At 47.7% G+C, this 14506-nt stretch carries 14 protein-coding genes; 7 read left to right on the forward strand and 7 right to left on the reverse strand.

Annotated elements, in window-relative coordinates:
• Nucleotides 1-55 precede the first annotated feature (55 nt).
• Nucleotides 56-778, reverse strand: a complete 723-nt coding sequence (locus tag ACFS25_RS18965) for an SDR family oxidoreductase (protein WP_381504140.1) — start codon at nucleotides 776-778, stop codon at nucleotides 56-58.
• Nucleotides 779-887: 109 nt separating this feature from the next.
• Here ACFS25_RS18965 and ACFS25_RS18970 point away from each other — a divergent pair, with 109 nt between their 5' ends.
• The 3 genes from ACFS25_RS18970 (at nucleotide 888) to ACFS25_RS18980 (ending at nucleotide 4932) form a co-directional block, all read left to right on the forward strand.
• Entirely contained in the window at nucleotides 888-1820 is a 933-nt protein-coding gene (locus tag ACFS25_RS18970) for a tryptophan 2,3-dioxygenase family protein (protein ID WP_381504142.1), read from the forward strand.
• A 142-nt stretch (nucleotides 1821-1962) separates the two neighbouring features.
• Nucleotides 1963-2328 (forward strand): hypothetical protein, encoded by a 366-nt coding sequence (locus ACFS25_RS18975; protein ID WP_381504144.1) that lies wholly within the window; start codon nucleotides 1963-1965, stop codon nucleotides 2326-2328.
• 129 nt (nucleotides 2329-2457) lie between these two features.
• Nucleotides 2458-4932 carry a TonB-dependent receptor gene (locus ACFS25_RS18980; RefSeq protein ID WP_381504146.1) on the forward strand — a complete coding sequence of 825 codons (2475 nt, stop codon included), beginning with the start codon at nucleotides 2458-2460 and terminating at the stop codon, nucleotides 4930-4932.
• 25 nt (nucleotides 4933-4957) lie between these two features.
• On the opposite strand, the gene ACFS25_RS18985 is transcribed toward ACFS25_RS18980, so the two are convergent.
• From ACFS25_RS18985 to ACFS25_RS18995, 3 genes are all read right to left on the reverse strand, one after another.
• A complete protein-coding gene (locus ACFS25_RS18985; protein WP_381504148.1) occupies nucleotides 4958-5497 on the reverse strand; it encodes a YdeI/OmpD-associated family protein in 540 nt (179 codons plus the stop codon).
• A gap of 83 nt (nucleotides 5498-5580) precedes the next feature.
• Nucleotides 5581-6882: a metal-dependent hydrolase family protein gene (locus ACFS25_RS18990; protein WP_381504150.1), complete on the reverse strand. Its 1302-nt coding sequence runs from the start codon at nucleotides 6880-6882 to the stop codon at nucleotides 5581-5583.
• A 110-nt stretch (nucleotides 6883-6992) separates the two neighbouring features.
• A complete protein-coding gene (locus ACFS25_RS18995; protein ID WP_381504151.1) occupies nucleotides 6993-8012 on the reverse strand; it encodes a helix-turn-helix transcriptional regulator in 1020 nt (339 codons plus the stop codon).
• A gap of 204 nt (nucleotides 8013-8216) precedes the next feature.
• On the opposite strand from ACFS25_RS18995, the gene ACFS25_RS19000 reads away from it, so the two are divergent.
• From ACFS25_RS19000 to ACFS25_RS19010, 3 genes are all read left to right on the forward strand, one after another.
• Entirely contained in the window at nucleotides 8217-8648 is a 432-nt protein-coding gene (locus ACFS25_RS19000; RefSeq protein WP_381504153.1) for a pPIWI_RE_Z domain-containing protein, read from the forward strand.
• A gap of 52 nt (nucleotides 8649-8700) precedes the next feature.
• Nucleotides 8701-8937, forward strand: a complete 237-nt coding sequence (locus ACFS25_RS19005) for a hypothetical protein (RefSeq protein ID WP_381504155.1) — start codon at nucleotides 8701-8703, stop codon at nucleotides 8935-8937.
• A 359-nt stretch (nucleotides 8938-9296) separates the two neighbouring features.
• Nucleotides 9297-9728, forward strand: coding sequence for a pPIWI_RE_Z domain-containing protein (locus ACFS25_RS19010; protein WP_381504157.1), 432 nt, complete (start codon nucleotides 9297-9299; stop codon nucleotides 9726-9728).
• Between the two features lie 63 nt (nucleotides 9729-9791).
• Here the strand turns inward: ACFS25_RS19010 and ACFS25_RS19015 are convergent, their stop codons facing one another.
• Nucleotides 9792-11159: a sensor histidine kinase gene (locus ACFS25_RS19015; protein ID WP_381504588.1), complete on the reverse strand. Its 1368-nt coding sequence runs from the start codon at nucleotides 11157-11159 to the stop codon at nucleotides 9792-9794.
• 7 nt (nucleotides 11160-11166) lie between these two features.
• Nucleotides 11167-12141, reverse strand: coding sequence for an acyl-ACP desaturase (locus tag ACFS25_RS19020; RefSeq protein ID WP_381504159.1), 975 nt, complete (start codon nucleotides 12139-12141; stop codon nucleotides 11167-11169).
• A 161-nt stretch (nucleotides 12142-12302) separates the two neighbouring features.
• Here ACFS25_RS19020 and ACFS25_RS19025 point away from each other — a divergent pair, with 161 nt between their 5' ends.
• The gene (locus ACFS25_RS19025) at nucleotides 12303-13043 is read left to right on the forward strand and encodes a lysophospholipid acyltransferase family protein (protein WP_381504161.1); all 741 of its coding nucleotides are present in this window, start codon (nucleotides 12303-12305) and stop codon (nucleotides 13041-13043) included.
• A 23-nt stretch (nucleotides 13044-13066) separates the two neighbouring features.
• On the opposite strand, the gene ACFS25_RS19030 is transcribed toward ACFS25_RS19025, so the two are convergent.
• Nucleotides 13067-14467, reverse strand: a complete 1401-nt coding sequence (locus ACFS25_RS19030; protein ID WP_381504163.1) for a sigma-54-dependent transcriptional regulator — start codon at nucleotides 14465-14467, stop codon at nucleotides 13067-13069.
• Between the last annotated feature and the right edge of the window lie 39 nt (nucleotides 14468-14506).

Raw genomic sequence — 14506 nt, forward strand, 5'->3', positions numbered from 1 at the left:
CCCACCCCAGCACTTAATACATAAAAGCAAGAAAGAGGAGCGATGCTCCCCTTTCTCAATACTCCTGCTCCAGTGGATGTACCATAAACTCGTCGATGACGACGTGGGCGGGGCGGCTAATAATGAATAGCATAGATTCGGCCATGTCTTCGCTTTGCAGGTAATGCTTCGAGGTTTCGTGGCCGTGTCCTTTCTCGTGAAAATGGGAATCAACCAGTCCCGAATAAACGCCCGACACTTTGATACCAAACGACCGGACTTCCTTACGTAACGCACCCATAAACGCTTCCTGCGCGTATTTGCTGGCGGTATAAAGCGACCCACCCGCAAACGTCCGTTTCGCTACATCCGATGCCACAATAATGATATGTCCCGATTCCTGCGCCTTCATCGTTGGCAAGGCCGCTTTGGTCAATAGAAACGTACCTTTCACGTTAGTGGCCATTACGGCATCCCACTCGTCTACCGTGATTTCGTCCACGTTTTTGAAGATTCCGTAGCCAGCGTTATTTATGACCACGTCAATTCGGTGGAAGTGATCGAGGGCGGTTTGTACAACGGCAGCCATATCTGACTCGTTGACAACGTCGCCCGGTATGGCTACAATTTTCCCACGAACATGACCCTTGGCAGCTTCGGTTTCAAGTTGGTTAAGTTCATCGGCGTTGCGGGCGGTAACAACAACATTTGCCCCATGTTGGGCTAACAATAGGGCCGTTGCCCGTCCGATACCCCGCGACGCACCAGAAATAATGATAGTCTTGTTTTCTATTGTCATACGATAAGTAGCAAAAAGGCAACTATTCTAACAAAGCTCGCATTGGACTTGGTTCTACGCGTTCTTTGTAGCAAAACTTTACCGCAGGTTCTAGTCTGCCAGTATCATCATGCACGAATCACTCACCGACAAACTGGACCAACTCGAACAGAAATTTGCGGCTATGGGGCAGGATATGGCCTCTTATCTCGAAGGATTACTTCAGGCCGACTACTTGACCTACTGGGACTATATTCATCTCGAAACGCTGTTATCACTGCAAAATCCTAAAACCACTTATCCTGACGAACTAATTTTCGTTACCTACCACCAGATTACCGAGTTATACTTCAAACTGATTCTGCACGAAATTGATCAGATTGCCAATGCCACCCCGCTGACCACCGCGTTTTTTGTGGACCGGATGCAGCGCGTCAATCAGTATTTTAAGTTGTTGGAAGACTCCTTTAAGATCATGATTACGGGTATGGAACGCGAGCAATTTCTGAAATTTCGGATGGCCTTGCTTCCGTCAAGTGGCTTTCAATCGGTCCAGTTCCGAAAGATTGAGATTGTATCGACTGATTTCCGAAACCTTCTTGTCTCAGCCCCACCCGATCCTGAATACATTTCCGACCTCTACGAATTTATGTATTGGAAACGTGGGGCCACCGAACTGGCTACTCAACAGAAAACACTGACGCTCAAGCAATTTGATCAACACTATGGCCCACAGCTTGTCCGGCTGGCAGAGGAATACCAGTTCAAGAATTTATACCATCATTATCAGCATCTGGAACGGGATGGTCTGAGCACCATAGAATTAGCAAACGTTTTGCGTGAGTACGACTGGCGGACCAATATTCGCTGGAAACTTGCCCATTTGCGGTCGGCGGTACAGTATTTGCAAAAAGAACCAGAAAATATACGGGCAACAGGTGGTACGAACTGGCAAACGTATCTGCCTCCTAAACAACAGCACGTCGTATTTTTTCCAGCGTTATGGACCGAGGATGAACTACAGAGCTGGGGGCAATCATCATGGCAACCGGATACCTTATAAAAACAATGAACTGCTGATATTCCTCAGCTACTATTATTTTTTAGACTAGCCTAAAAATAAATAACTGACATACCATAACAGATGTTTCTTATATTTGGTTGAAATTTGACGCATTGACAATCAGCCAATAGTAGAAAAGAAGATGATCGATTGGCTTCAACTACATCGACTACGCTTAGCCCGTTTGCTGCTTGGCCTATTCCTGGCCATCTGGCTTAATGGGGTAGTGTTTCGCCATGCTCACCGGCTACCAGATGGTCGGCTAATCGTTCACGCGCACCCCTACTGGCCTTTTGGCAAAGGCCCAATTTTACCGAATACCCACACGGCACAGGAGATTCTGCTCCTGGATTTAGCCGCGCACCTTCCCGTTGTCGTCGGTGCTTTTTTTGCTTTCCTTTTTCTGCTGCGCACTCGCCAGCAAATCACGTTCCGGTTCACTAGCCGACCTGTTCGTTCCGTCTCCCCATTTTGCTGTTTCTCTCATCGGGGACCGCCCATCGTTTGATAATTTCCTGATCTGCTGACTCTGGCTTCCTGGCTGGTAAGCAGTATTACATTCCACTGGAACTGTTTGGCCACCGAACCGTCGGACCACCGAGTTGTCGGGCCACTCAATCAAACGAAATTTTCCTGAATGAAACTACTTTTTCTGCTGATTAGCCTTGGGCTAACCGGAGGACTGGCGTACGCGCAGTCATCTCCCACTAAAACTATTTACGGTTCGGTCATCGATGCCGATACTCGTAAACCAATCTCATACGGTACAATAAGTGTAGTTGGCCAGAATAAAGGCGCTCTTACCGATGCGCGAGGGCAGTTTTCCGTGTCAATCAAAGGGGATACACTACCGCACGACCTCATTATTTCCTGTATCGGTTATAAGCCTGATACACTACATATTCGGCCCGAAACCAACACCTATGCTGTAATATTGCTGCCCATTGTCAATGCGCTCAATGAAGTAGTAGTAACGGGGGTAACGCGGGGTACGCTGCTCAGACAGAATCCAGTGGCTATTCTGGCCATTTCGCGCCGAGCCATTGAGAGTACAGCCAGTAGCAACATCATCGATGTACTGGTTAAGAATGCTCCCGGCCTAAATGCGGTCAAAACAGGCCCTAACATTTCAAAACCGTTTATTAGAGGATTGGGCTATAACCGGGTTCTGACGCTCTACGATGGAGTTCGGCAGGAGGGCCAGCAGTGGGGCGATGAGCATGGGATAGAAGTTGATAATTATAACATCGATCGGGCCGAGGTTATCAAAGGGCCAGCCAGCCTGATGTATGGTTCCGATGCGCTGGCGGGTGTGGTTAGTATGATGCCGAATTACCCAAAAGACACGGAGGGTAAAATCAAAGTAGGATTTGTGTCAGAATATCAGTCAAACAACCGTATGCTTGGTGAGTCGGTTAGTTTGGCATCGGGAGGAGCACGCTGGTCCTGGAACCTGCGTGGTTCGGTGCGGGCAGCCACAAATTACCAGAACAAAATCGACGGCCGGGTGTATAATACGGGCTTTTCCGAAAAAACAGCGACGGCAATGGTTGGCTATTCGGGTCAGCGTGGCTACTCTCGCTTCGGGGCCTCCCTCTACGATAATCTACAGGGCATTCCAGACGGAAGCAGGGATTCATTGACACGCCAGTTTACCCGTCAGGTTGCCGAGTCAGCTACAGACGACATAAAAAACCGGCCTGTAGTGCCAGCCAGTGAACAATCGCCGTACCAATTTAGCCCGCTGCACCAGCGCATTCAGCATTATCGATTGCATACAAACAATCATTATCAGATTGGCAACGGCGAGATAGACGTATTGCTGGCTTTCCAGCAGAATGTGCGTCGGGAGTATAACCACCCAACTCTACCTGAGCAGGCAGGGCTATATGTTCGGCTCAACACGTTCAATTACGGCATACGCTACAACCTGCCGGAAGTGGCTCACATTGCGTCCACAATAGGGGTCAATGGCATGTACCAATCCAATAAAAACAAGAATGGTACTGATTTTCCAATCCCGGATTATTCACTTTTCGATGTCGGCACCTTCGTTTTTCTGAAATGGCAAGTTGATAAACTGACTCTGAGCGGTGGGGCACGATACGATCGGCGTCAGCTACGGGGTGATGATTTTTACTTGCGTACCAATCCGAAAACTGGCTTTGACCAGAAGGTTACACTACCCGATACGGCGGGAGCAACGCTTCAGTTTCCGTATTTGCGCCAGTCATTCACCGGCATTTCTATGAGCTTGGGTATGACCTATGAGTTCTCAAGCAAACTAGCGCTGAAAGCGAATATAGCCCGGGGATACCGAGCACCAAGCATCACCGAGATCGCTTCCAATGGACTTGATCCCGGTGCGCACATCTATTATATCGGCAGTCGAAGTTTCAAGCCTGAGTTCAGTTTACAGGAAGATATTGGCCTGACGCTCACACTGCCTGATGTAAATATTGGGGTCAGTGTCTTCAATAATTACATTCAGAACTATATTTCCCTTGCTCAGTTAGTTGACGCGCAGGGGCAATCGGTCATACTTGTACCGGGCAACAAAACGTATCAATATCAGCAGGCATCGGCGCAACTTTACGGATTCGAGACTCAGTTTAGTTTGCACCCAACCGGCTGGCGGGGCTTTAGTTTCGACAATAGTATTTCTGTGGTGTACGGCTATAATCGGGGAAACCTTTATTCTGATGCGGGTGTAAATGGTGAATATTTGCCCTTTATTCCACCCCTGCGAGTTTCTACAGGTATAAGCCAGACGCTACCATTGAAACGCAAGTGGTTATCGGACGTGACCGTGAAAGCCGACGTGGATTATAATGCCAAGCAGGATCGATATCTGGCCCTGAATAGTACAGAAACACCGACGGCTGCCTACACGCTTGTGAATGCCGGGATAGACGGACTTCTGCACGTTGGTCAGAATAGACCCGGCCTGCGTGTTCTGTTTCAGGTCAACAATATATTCGATGTTGCTTACCAGTCGAACCTGAGCCGATTAAAATACTTTGAATATTTTACCCAATCGCCCAATGGCCATCTGGGTATGTACGGCATGGGACGCAACATCTGTTTGAAAGTAATTATTCCGTTTAATTGATGATACGTTGCTCAGGGCTAACTAGTTAACTCTGCTTCTTGAAATACCGAATCATCTCACTATAACCCATACCCATCGACAAGCCCCGTAACGCTTTGGCGATGCGGTTGGCTTTGGTTTCGGGAGTTTTGGCTTCCTCAATCCAGTTGTTGAAATAATTCTGGTGGCCTTTGGCTAATGAATCATAGTGCCGCTTTGCATCGGGATCATCGTCCAGACAAGCTATGAAGTCAGCCGATTGGGGTAATGGATCGTTATCTACATCAAGGCTAACCCGTATCGATTCACCTTCTTCGTTTTTTCCCATCCCACGGCGCATAACGGAATTTATGGGCATCATAAACCCACCGTTTAAGCCATCGGTAATACGCGATATTGAACGTCCCATTGGCAATAGAGCGACTAACTTAATTGGGTAATTATCTAATGTACCCTTCACCCGGAATGATGTTTTCTGACCGGGTTTTAGTTCGTTAGTTACGGCAATCGGAATTTCAATGTATGTCCAGCGAGTTTTATCACCTTTTTCGCCAAATTTCTGAAGGATAGTCGTAAAGGATGACATAGACAACGTGCATTATTACTTTTATATATAAAATTTGACTACGTATTAAATTAGCTAAGCGTACTTAATTTTTAACAAAACCGTTATCTTTTGTCTACTACGGTTTTTCCATCTTTCATAACCCAGCGTACCTTATTAATTACCACCTCGATATCATCTAATGGATTTCCATCAACGGCAACAATATCCGCAAAAAACCCTGGAGCTATTGCGCCCAATTCGTTTTTTTTACCTAGAAGGTCTGCCCCATTTATTGTAGCTGTTTGCAAGGCTTGGCCTGGTGTCATTCCCGCTTTTACAAGCCATCTTAATTCCCTTGTATTTTCACCAAATCCAGTAAAAACAGCATCAGATCCCATAGCTATTTTTACGTTCATTTTAATGGCTAATTGTAGACTTTTAAAATTTCTGTCAATGTAATTATTTAGCCCTTTTACAATTATACTGTTGTATCCGTATTCTTCACGATGATCAACATAGTAGCGATTATGGTCAACAGTTGGTACATAAAAGGTGCCTCGTTTAACCATTTCTTCAAAAGTTGATTTGTCCACATCGGTTGCATGTTCTACCGATTCGGCACCGGCAAGTACAGCGGATAAACAGCCATCCGGTCCATAAGAATGAACGGCAACCCGTTTGCCCGCTTTGTGAGCAATATCCACGGCAGCTTTCATTTCTTCCGTCGTAAAGGTTTGGAAACCCGTTACATTTTGGGCGCTTCCGGTTGACCCATAGATTTTTATCCAATCGACACCAGAACCTAATTCCTGGCGTACCACTTTTATTACTTCCTCTACTCCGTCAGCCCGGCCAGGATCGAAAGTAGTATTACCAGGGTTGATTCTTGCTCTTGATATATGCAATCCATTTCCAGCAACAAACATTCTGGGGCCTTTCATGGCACCCCGATTAATTAAATCTCGCATTGATATATCAGTACCACCCGATGAACCTAAATCCCGGATTGTTGTCACTCCCGTTTCTAACGTTTTCATAGCACTTTCCTGAGCCAGAAAAACAGTTGTTGCAGGGTCTAAGCGACTAGCCCAGGGGTTTGTTCCCGATGTTTTATCCCAATAATACGTTATGTGCGTATGGACATCAATAAGCCCTGGAATAGCAATCAGCGGGCGAAGATCAATAAGCGTTGTATTGGGTAAAATATTCTTTTCTCCAGAGTCAACCTTAATAATTTTATTGCCCTCTATAATCACAACTGCATCTGAAATTACATCGCCTTGTCCTGTAATAAGTTTTGCAAATCGAAGGGTAGTTGTCTGAGCATTAATTTTGGATGAGCTAAAGAAAAGAGCAAAAAACACAAAAAATAAAACTCGATTTAATCTACTCATATTACTATTTATAGAGATTTTTGACTTCATATTATTTGGGTTCAAGATTTGATACGCCTTATGGAAAGATAGATATTTTTCAAACTAATTTTTATCTTTTCCTTAACTGTATCATAAACAAAAATAGCTGCTTCAACTTGTCAATACCGCTCCAACGTAGCCTCCAACGATGCCCTTAACTCCTGCACCAAACTGGCCGGTTGCAACACGGTCAGGTGCTCGCCGTAGCTGCGCAAGTGCATGAGCAGATCGCGATTGGGAGCCAATCGAAGGCGCACAATACATTCCGTATCCGTATCGCGCACAACCTCCTGCGTCTGGTGAATCGGTTTAGCTTTTACGTATCGGCCAAACAGGGGCGAAAAGGATAATAGAATATCCTCGGCTGGGCCGCTACTATCGGTGATACCGTAAATGTGCTCAAACAGCTCGCTAACGTTGGTCAACACATCGGGCGGCACAGCGCAGAATTCGTCGGTAATTTCCAGGTCACTCATGCGGTCGAGCGCGAACGTTCGCTCTTTACCCGTAGGTTCATCGTAGCCAATCACGTACCAGCTATCGGCCACTTCGCGCAGTAGAATTGGGTGTAATATGCGGAGTTTCGACACGTCGGCTACGGCATCTGCTGTGTCAGCCGTGTCATGTTTCCGATAGTGAAAGGCAATCTGCCGGTTCTGGTTAATAGCCCGAATTAATACCGGAACGTATTGTCGATTGCCCCCAAGTACGCGCTCTTCCATATACACCACCCGACGCGTCAGCCCTTCGGTTTTCACTTCCCGAATAATATCCAGGCTTTGCCGAACCTTCTGGAGCGCGTTGGCTAACTCACCCGCCACCGACGCCCCCTGCGTAGCCGTCAACACCTCGCGGGCGTAGTCGAGTGCTTCCATATCATCAGGCGAGAGCATGAGCCGAAGCAATCGAAACTGTGGGTTAGTGTAGTAATAACCGTTGCGCCGTTTGTCGTAGGCAATGGGCGCGTCGTGGTCTTCCCGTAGTCGTTGGATATCTTTCTCCAGCGACGAAACAGAGCGAATCCCGCACCGCTCACGGCACAACTCAAACAAACGCTGCTTGGAATACTGGCGCGGGTAACGGCTGATAATTTCGTCAATCAGGCGATAACGCTGGAAGGCAGAGCGGGTTATGGGCATGCTAGCAATAAGTGAGATCACCAGACTAAAGTCCAGTGTAAATGATCATACTATCTAAGCTTGTGCTGGATTTGTAGTCCGGCAATTATAAGCAAGATTATCAAAAATAATTTCACAAAAAAAGAAGAGCGTAAAAAGATTACGTTTTGCCCGATAGAACTTTGTTCTGTGATTTTTTAAACAACAATACTAATGAACACTCTTATGAACACTAATCAAAATCGTACCACCGGATTTGCGTCATCGCCCTTTCCAGCCCTGAATACGCCGGACCGCAAACGGGCAGCTTTGTCAGCCGGGCAATTGCTAGACATCGAAATGGGCTTATTTCTGTTATCGCAACTATTGCCCACGGCCCCACCCGATGTTCTTCCCAGTCTGCTCCACGACAATGGCTCGTCGTTTCTGGACCGGCCTACCTGGACACCCAAACAACACAAATTGCTAAACCGGGGCCGGACGTTGCTGAGCCATATTCAACAACGCAATGCATGGTCTATGTTGCTGGATGCCTATACGACCATTCCTGATCGTCTGCAAGCGTACGACATCAGCGCTGACCGCAGCCGATTTGGCGAAAAGACTGTCGGTTTTTTCCGCAATCGGATTATTACACTGCGCCAAATGGTAGGGTGATTTCCAATTACAGACTTGTTGAATAAAAGTGAGCTCAGAAATGAACATAACAATGAAGCTAATAACGCCTTTTGCGGTTTGTCAGGCAGCCACAGCATTAATCTTGGCGGAGGGCGGTACGTCTACACTTCTCGTTCAGCAATTGCTGCGAAACCGGGGCTATCAGACTCATCAGGCTGAGGTGTCGAAATGGTTATCGGCAGTCGCCTTGCAGGAAGGCTGGACTGTCAACGACAATGGCTTGTTTAAAATTTATTATTCGTCAACCCTCAGTGTTTTACCGCACTAACAGAAATAACGGTGCGGCACAGCGCGTAATCATGATGATTTATTGGGCACTAAGAAGTCAGATACGATTCCTGAAACGAGGAGTTAAGATTAGCCGACATATGTATTGGTGCTATCTAAGTTTTTCTGGATCAATGGTTTGCAAATCCAGTTCATTTTGCTGGGCCTATCAGCCAGTGGCACGGCTCTTGGTTCAAAAGCTTATGCGACAGGTTTTGTCACGTTGGCGAAAAAACTTTCGCTTCGGGTGAACAACGTAAAAAGGTTACGTTCTTAGGATATTATCTTTGATTTGAACAACAAATAACCGCAACGGCGGTCCAAATTAAAATGAACACGGCATCGACTTCCACGTATTCTATGGTTCGCCCCAGCCTGACTACTTTGTTGCGCTGGCAGGAGCCGCTGGTCACCCGACTCCGCTACCGTCACATGCTGCCGGGCATGGTCGCCAATCGACTACTCAACGTCGAGATAGGTTTATACCTGATGGCAGAATTGCTACCGTTAATCCCACCGCAATTTCTGCCCGATTTGCTCAATGGTCAGGGTGCCGCTTATCGTCTGAGGCCCATCTGGTCGCCCCGGCAACACCGCGCGCTAAATCTGGCTCGAACGTTGCTGGCTCCCTATCAAGAACGAACAGTTTGGCTCAAGGCGCTGGACAAATACGCCACCTTATCGTCAGACGTTCGGATATTTTCGCTGAGTGGACGGGGCGGTTGGAACTCTGATGTCAGCAGCTACGTGCTGCGCGAGCGACTGAGTTTGTTTCAGGGCGTGTTGGCGTAAGAAATTAGCGAACTTCCATCACTGCCAGTCTTCTAAAGTTTCTGTACGTATAGCAAAGTTTTCTCAGAACGCCAGGCTAAACGTGCTGCCTTCGCCCGGTTTGGAGTTGGCGGTGAGTTGGCCATTGTGGAGTTGCATAATTTGCCGTGACAAGCTTAATCCAATGCCAGAGCCAGTTTTCTTGGTGGTGTAAAACGGGATAAAAATCTGTTCCAAGGCTTCAGGTTCGATGCCCGGCCCGTTGTCTTTTACGCGAATAAGAACACGAGGCCCAATTGACTCCGCGTCGAGTCGGATAGCGGGATTCTCGGTTTTCCCTAAACTCTCTACGGCGTTTTTTATAAGATTTAGCAACACCATTTCAATCTGGGCAGCATCAGCACGAATGGCTAGATTTGACGATGGCACTGATACCGAAATCGTAATTTGGTGTTTCTGCGCGTCGGACTGAACCAACTGAACAACATGACGCACTAATTGCTCAACCGACACATCGGAGAAGATTGGCTGCGGAATAGTTGTAAAATGCCGGTACGCGTCCACAAATTGCATAACACCTGCCCCGCGTAACTCAATGGTTGTCAGCGCATCGCGCAGATCATTGATCGATTCGGCAGCAAAGGCAGGAAGCGTTGCCGATTGCTCGGGACCGGGTAAAGCCAACGGTAATAAGTCGGTTTCGACGATGTCGCGCATGGTACCCGCCAGCGATACAATCGGCGTAATGGAATTCATGATCTCGTGCCGAAGCACTTTCGTCAGATTTTGCCATGCTTCGAGTTCACGCTGCTGCAGCTCCGTACGAATATTCTGCATCGACGCTACCGTAACCAATCGCCCCCGCAACCGAACGGCTGTGCAACGTACCGACAACTCGCCATCAGCCCCGGTTTGATAGGATACAGGCGTCGATGAGGCAGTGGAAGCCTTCAATACATTAGCCAGATCAGGATGGGTAGCGTTTAGGTCGTTAAGCGTACGGAGACGGTATATTCCAAGCAGCCGCAAAGCCGTTTGATTGACCAACTCAACCTGCCCGGTGGCATCGAAGGTCAGTAACCCAACACTTACATGCTGAACAATAGTATTGACATAGTGCAGGTTGGCTTCTTTTTCAGCCCGCGCCTGCCGAAACGCATCCAATACTTCATTAAACTGGTCATTCAGTTCATAAAAAGACGGGCCGAGATTACTATCGGCCCGGAATGCAACCGCAAAATCGGAGTAGCGCACCGATTCCAGAAAGCGTGTCAATTTACGATTCAGACCAGTAACGTACTGATACAGGTTTATCGATAAAAATATATGAAAAACAAATAATGCAAAGAGTAATAAGGAGTTAGCTTGCTGAAGGTAAAAGTACGTTACCGCGCTCGTCACAACGACGATGGCAATAATACGCCAGCCGATGCCTATGGCGAAACGATTCATAGCCGACTCAGACAATCCAACTGAACGGATATTCAAGCGTAGGTATTTTTGTACGTTCGGCTACCCGACGAAGACGCGCTGGAAGAGCCATCAGGTAATCGCGGGCACGTTGACCGGCATCGTTAAGATCGGCGATAGAGTCAACTTTCCACTCTATCAGCAGCGACTCTGCGATATCAATATAATCCTGAGTGGTATAAACGCCCAATCGCTGAGCAGCATCAGAGAAATGACTAAATGTCTGCCCGATTTGAACTCCGGTTTCACGCAAAAAGTGAGCGGGCATGACAATCTTTTTGCGCATCATATCCTCAAAGGCCAGCATCATTTCGGATGGGTCAACGGCAAAAATCTGGTTTACAAAATCCTTGTATGCTCGCGCATGACGCATCTCGTCGGAAGCAATTACGCCACATATTTTTGACAACTGATTACAACCCGCCTGTTTGGCCAGCGTGGCCGTTCGGCGGTGAGACACGTTGGTAGCCAGTTCCTGAAACGATGTATAGATGAAGTTGCGATATGGGTCTCTGCCCGTTCCAATGTCGAAGCCGTCGGCAATAAGGTACTGCGTCGATACTTCCATGGCCCGCATGTTAACCCGCCCCGACAAATACAGGAATTTATTGAGCAAGTCACCATGGCGATTCTCTTCAGCCGTCCAGCTACGAATCCAGCGTGACCAGCCGTGCTGACTCCCCTGCTCAACACCTTCCATATCCATCAACCACGATTCATACGTAGGCAGGGCTTCTTCTGTGATGGTATCGCCAACAAGCACCGCTACATAATCGTACGATAGCTCGCGGGTGCTTTCGCGAAGAAATTTAACCTCGTCTAAAAATGACTCCTTCGTTGTATCGGGTAGCAAATCGGACGGCTGCCAATTCGTCTCGATAGGTTTAAGAAATTCATCCATAGAAACGTCGATTTTTTCACCGACGAATCGCATAACATCCAAACGTGTGCCAGATAAGCTCATGTATTATTAACAGAAAAACAGGTCAATTTATCTCATGTTTAGCAAAGTTCGCCTAAAAGAGTCGATGTTTTAGGATAGCTTTCGTTTTTCTTCCCGACTATACTCAACTCGTTACTAATTTTATGCCTAAATAGTTACTGTGCCCAACGCCTGTAGCCTGTATGAAGAAACTTTTAGATTATGTGTTAAGCAGCATTTACCTGCTTTATTTTGGGGTAGTTCTGTGTGTTTTTCACGTTGCACAGGTCATCTCGTTCCACCTGTTTGGCCGGCCAGCTCACAAAAAAACGGTGGATTGGATGAACGCCAGCATTGCCTATGGCTGGTATCTAACCGGTAGCCGGATCAGTTTTCGGATGCTTACCACACTGCCCCCCGACCGACCAATTATTTTCGTAGCCAACCACCAGAGCATGTTCGACATTTCGCCGATTAGCTGGTTTCTGCGTCGGCACACCCCAACATTTGTCTCAAAAATCGAACTGTCACACGGCATACCGGGTATATCGTATAACTTGCGCAAGAGCGGAGCCGCACTTATTAACCGCAAAGATTCTAAGCAGGCAATTGTCGAGATTGCCCGGTTAGGCAAGCTCATTCAACAGCAGAATCTGTCAGCGGTAATTTTTCCCGAAGGAACACGATCTGCTTCGGGCCAGATGCGCCCTTTTGTAGCGGGCGGAGTTGCTATGTTACTCAAACGGGCACCGGATGCGCTTGTGGTGCCAATTACCATTCGGGGAACGGGACAGTTTAATCCAAAAGGTATGTTTCCACTCACTTCCTTTTCGCGGATGTCATGGTACGTACTTCCCGGCATCGAACCCGCAGGCCGAACCCCTGATGAAGTAGTAAGACTAGCCCAAGAAGCTATTCTTGCAGAGTTAAAGCAACCGGTTTGATTCTGGTTAAAATCAGCGTTCGTTCACAGCCCGAACTTTTCCAGTCGTCGGTACAGTGCCTGCCGCGATACACCCAACTCCCGCGCTACATCGGTAATACTGCCCCGATGTTTCTGCATCGCCTGCTGAATCAACTGCCGTTCCATATCTTCTAATTGCAGTGTTTCACTAACCGGCGAGTTGGTGCTACCGTCTTTTCTGAAGACAAAATTACCCGGTTCCAGCATCGTTCCAGAAGCCACGTCAGGCCGAGCCATATCAGGCCGAGCCAGAATTACGGCCCGCTCAACGGCGTGCTGTAACTCCCGAACATTGCCCGGCCAGCGATATTGCTTCATCTCGGCCAGTAACGCCGGGCTCACCCCTGACACTGGTCGGTTATATTGTTTGGCGTATTTTTTTATGAAATAGTCGGCCAATAGCCCAATATCGGCTGGCCGTTCGCGCAGGGGTGGCAGGTGAAGTTCAATAGTGTTGATCCGGTAAAGTAAATCCTGGCGGAATCGTACTGACGAGCCGTTCCCCTCAACTACGCGTTCATCAAGATCGGCGTTCGACGCGCAAATGAGTCGAACGTCGAGCGGACGAGCTTTGTTTGAGCCTACGCGTGTTACCTGCCGCTGTTGCAACACTGTCAGGAGTTTGGCTTGCTGAGAAGGGGTCAGGTTACCAATTTCATCCAAGAAAATAGTGCCGCCATTAGCTTCTTCAAATCGACCGGCGCGGTCATCGCGGGCATCGGTAAAGGCTCCTTTTACGTGTCCAAACAATTCACTCTCGAACAAACTTTCGGTCAATGCACCTACGTCTACACTCACAAAGGGCTTGTCGTGCCGGAGTGATTGATCATGAATAGCCCGCGCAATCAAATCTTTACCAGTACCGTTTTCACCCAGAATCAAGACGTTAGCATCAGTTGGAGCTACCTGTTCGACAGTATCCAGAACCGAGCGCATAGCACTGCCAATGATTGACTGACTACCCGAATTAACTTTTTTGCGATTAACTTTTTGAGCGTCTTCCTGCTCTTCTTTTGTCTCCTCCCGACCTCTTACCGCTCCGCGAATAGTATCTAAAAACTTGTCGTTCTGCCAGGGTTTCAGGACAAAGTCAACCGCTCCGGCTTTGATAGCCCGCACCGCCATCTCAACATCGCCGTAAGCTGTAAAAAGAACAACGCGCGCTTTGGGGTCGATATCTAAAATACGGTCAAGCCAGGCAAATCCCTCGCGTCCACTGCTCACATCGCGCTGAAAATTCATGTCAAGCACGATGGCATCATACCGATTGTTGTTAAGTAGAAACGGCAGTTTTTCTGGATTTTTTTCGATATCTATCGCGCCAACATGTCGTTTAAGCAGCAACCGAGCCGCCAGCAATACGTCGGGATCATCATCGACGAGTAAGAGTTTAGCATCTTGCATATACCAAAGATAAAAAGCAGAACGATTTGTTGCACGTCG

Source organism: Spirosoma flavum (genome assembly GCF_042686045.1).
Lineage (GTDB): Bacteria > Bacteroidota > Bacteroidia > Cytophagales > Spirosomataceae > Spirosoma > Spirosoma flavum.

Excerpts from the sequence above, each read along its gene's own strand:
- ACFS25_RS18965 (WP_381504140.1), bottom strand. The coding sequence starts at position 778 with ATGACAATAGAAAACAAGACTATCATTATTTCTGGTGCGTCGCGGGGT.
- ACFS25_RS18970 (WP_381504142.1), top strand. The coding sequence starts at position 888 with ATGCACGAATCACTCACCGACAAACTGGACCAACTCGAACAGAAATTT.
- ACFS25_RS18975 (WP_381504144.1), top strand. The coding sequence starts at position 1,963 with ATGATCGATTGGCTTCAACTACATCGACTACGCTTAGCCCGTTTGCTG.
- ACFS25_RS18980 (WP_381504146.1), top strand. The coding sequence starts at position 2,458 with ATGAAACTACTTTTTCTGCTGATTAGCCTTGGGCTAACCGGAGGACTG.
- ACFS25_RS18985 (WP_381504148.1), bottom strand. The coding sequence starts at position 5,497 with ATGTCATCCTTTACGACTATCCTTCAGAAATTTGGCGAAAAAGGTGAT.
- ACFS25_RS18990 (WP_381504150.1), bottom strand. The coding sequence starts at position 6,882 with ATGAAGTCAAAAATCTCTATAAATAGTAATATGAGTAGATTAAATCGA.
- ACFS25_RS18995 (WP_381504151.1), bottom strand. The coding sequence starts at position 8,012 with ATGCCCATAACCCGCTCTGCCTTCCAGCGTTATCGCCTGATTGACGAA.
- ACFS25_RS19000 (WP_381504153.1), top strand. The coding sequence starts at position 8,217 with ATGAACACTAATCAAAATCGTACCACCGGATTTGCGTCATCGCCCTTT.
- ACFS25_RS19005 (WP_381504155.1), top strand. The coding sequence starts at position 8,701 with ATGAAGCTAATAACGCCTTTTGCGGTTTGTCAGGCAGCCACAGCATTA.
- ACFS25_RS19010 (WP_381504157.1), top strand. The coding sequence starts at position 9,297 with ATGGTTCGCCCCAGCCTGACTACTTTGTTGCGCTGGCAGGAGCCGCTG.
- ACFS25_RS19015 (WP_381504588.1), bottom strand. The coding sequence starts at position 11,159 with ATGAATCGTTTCGCCATAGGCATCGGCTGGCGTATTATTGCCATCGTC.
- ACFS25_RS19020 (WP_381504159.1), bottom strand. The coding sequence starts at position 12,141 with ATGAGCTTATCTGGCACACGTTTGGATGTTATGCGATTCGTCGGTGAA.
- ACFS25_RS19025 (WP_381504161.1), top strand. The coding sequence starts at position 12,303 with ATGAAGAAACTTTTAGATTATGTGTTAAGCAGCATTTACCTGCTTTAT.
- ACFS25_RS19030 (WP_381504163.1), bottom strand. The coding sequence starts at position 14,467 with ATGCAAGATGCTAAACTCTTACTCGTCGATGATGATCCCGACGTATTG.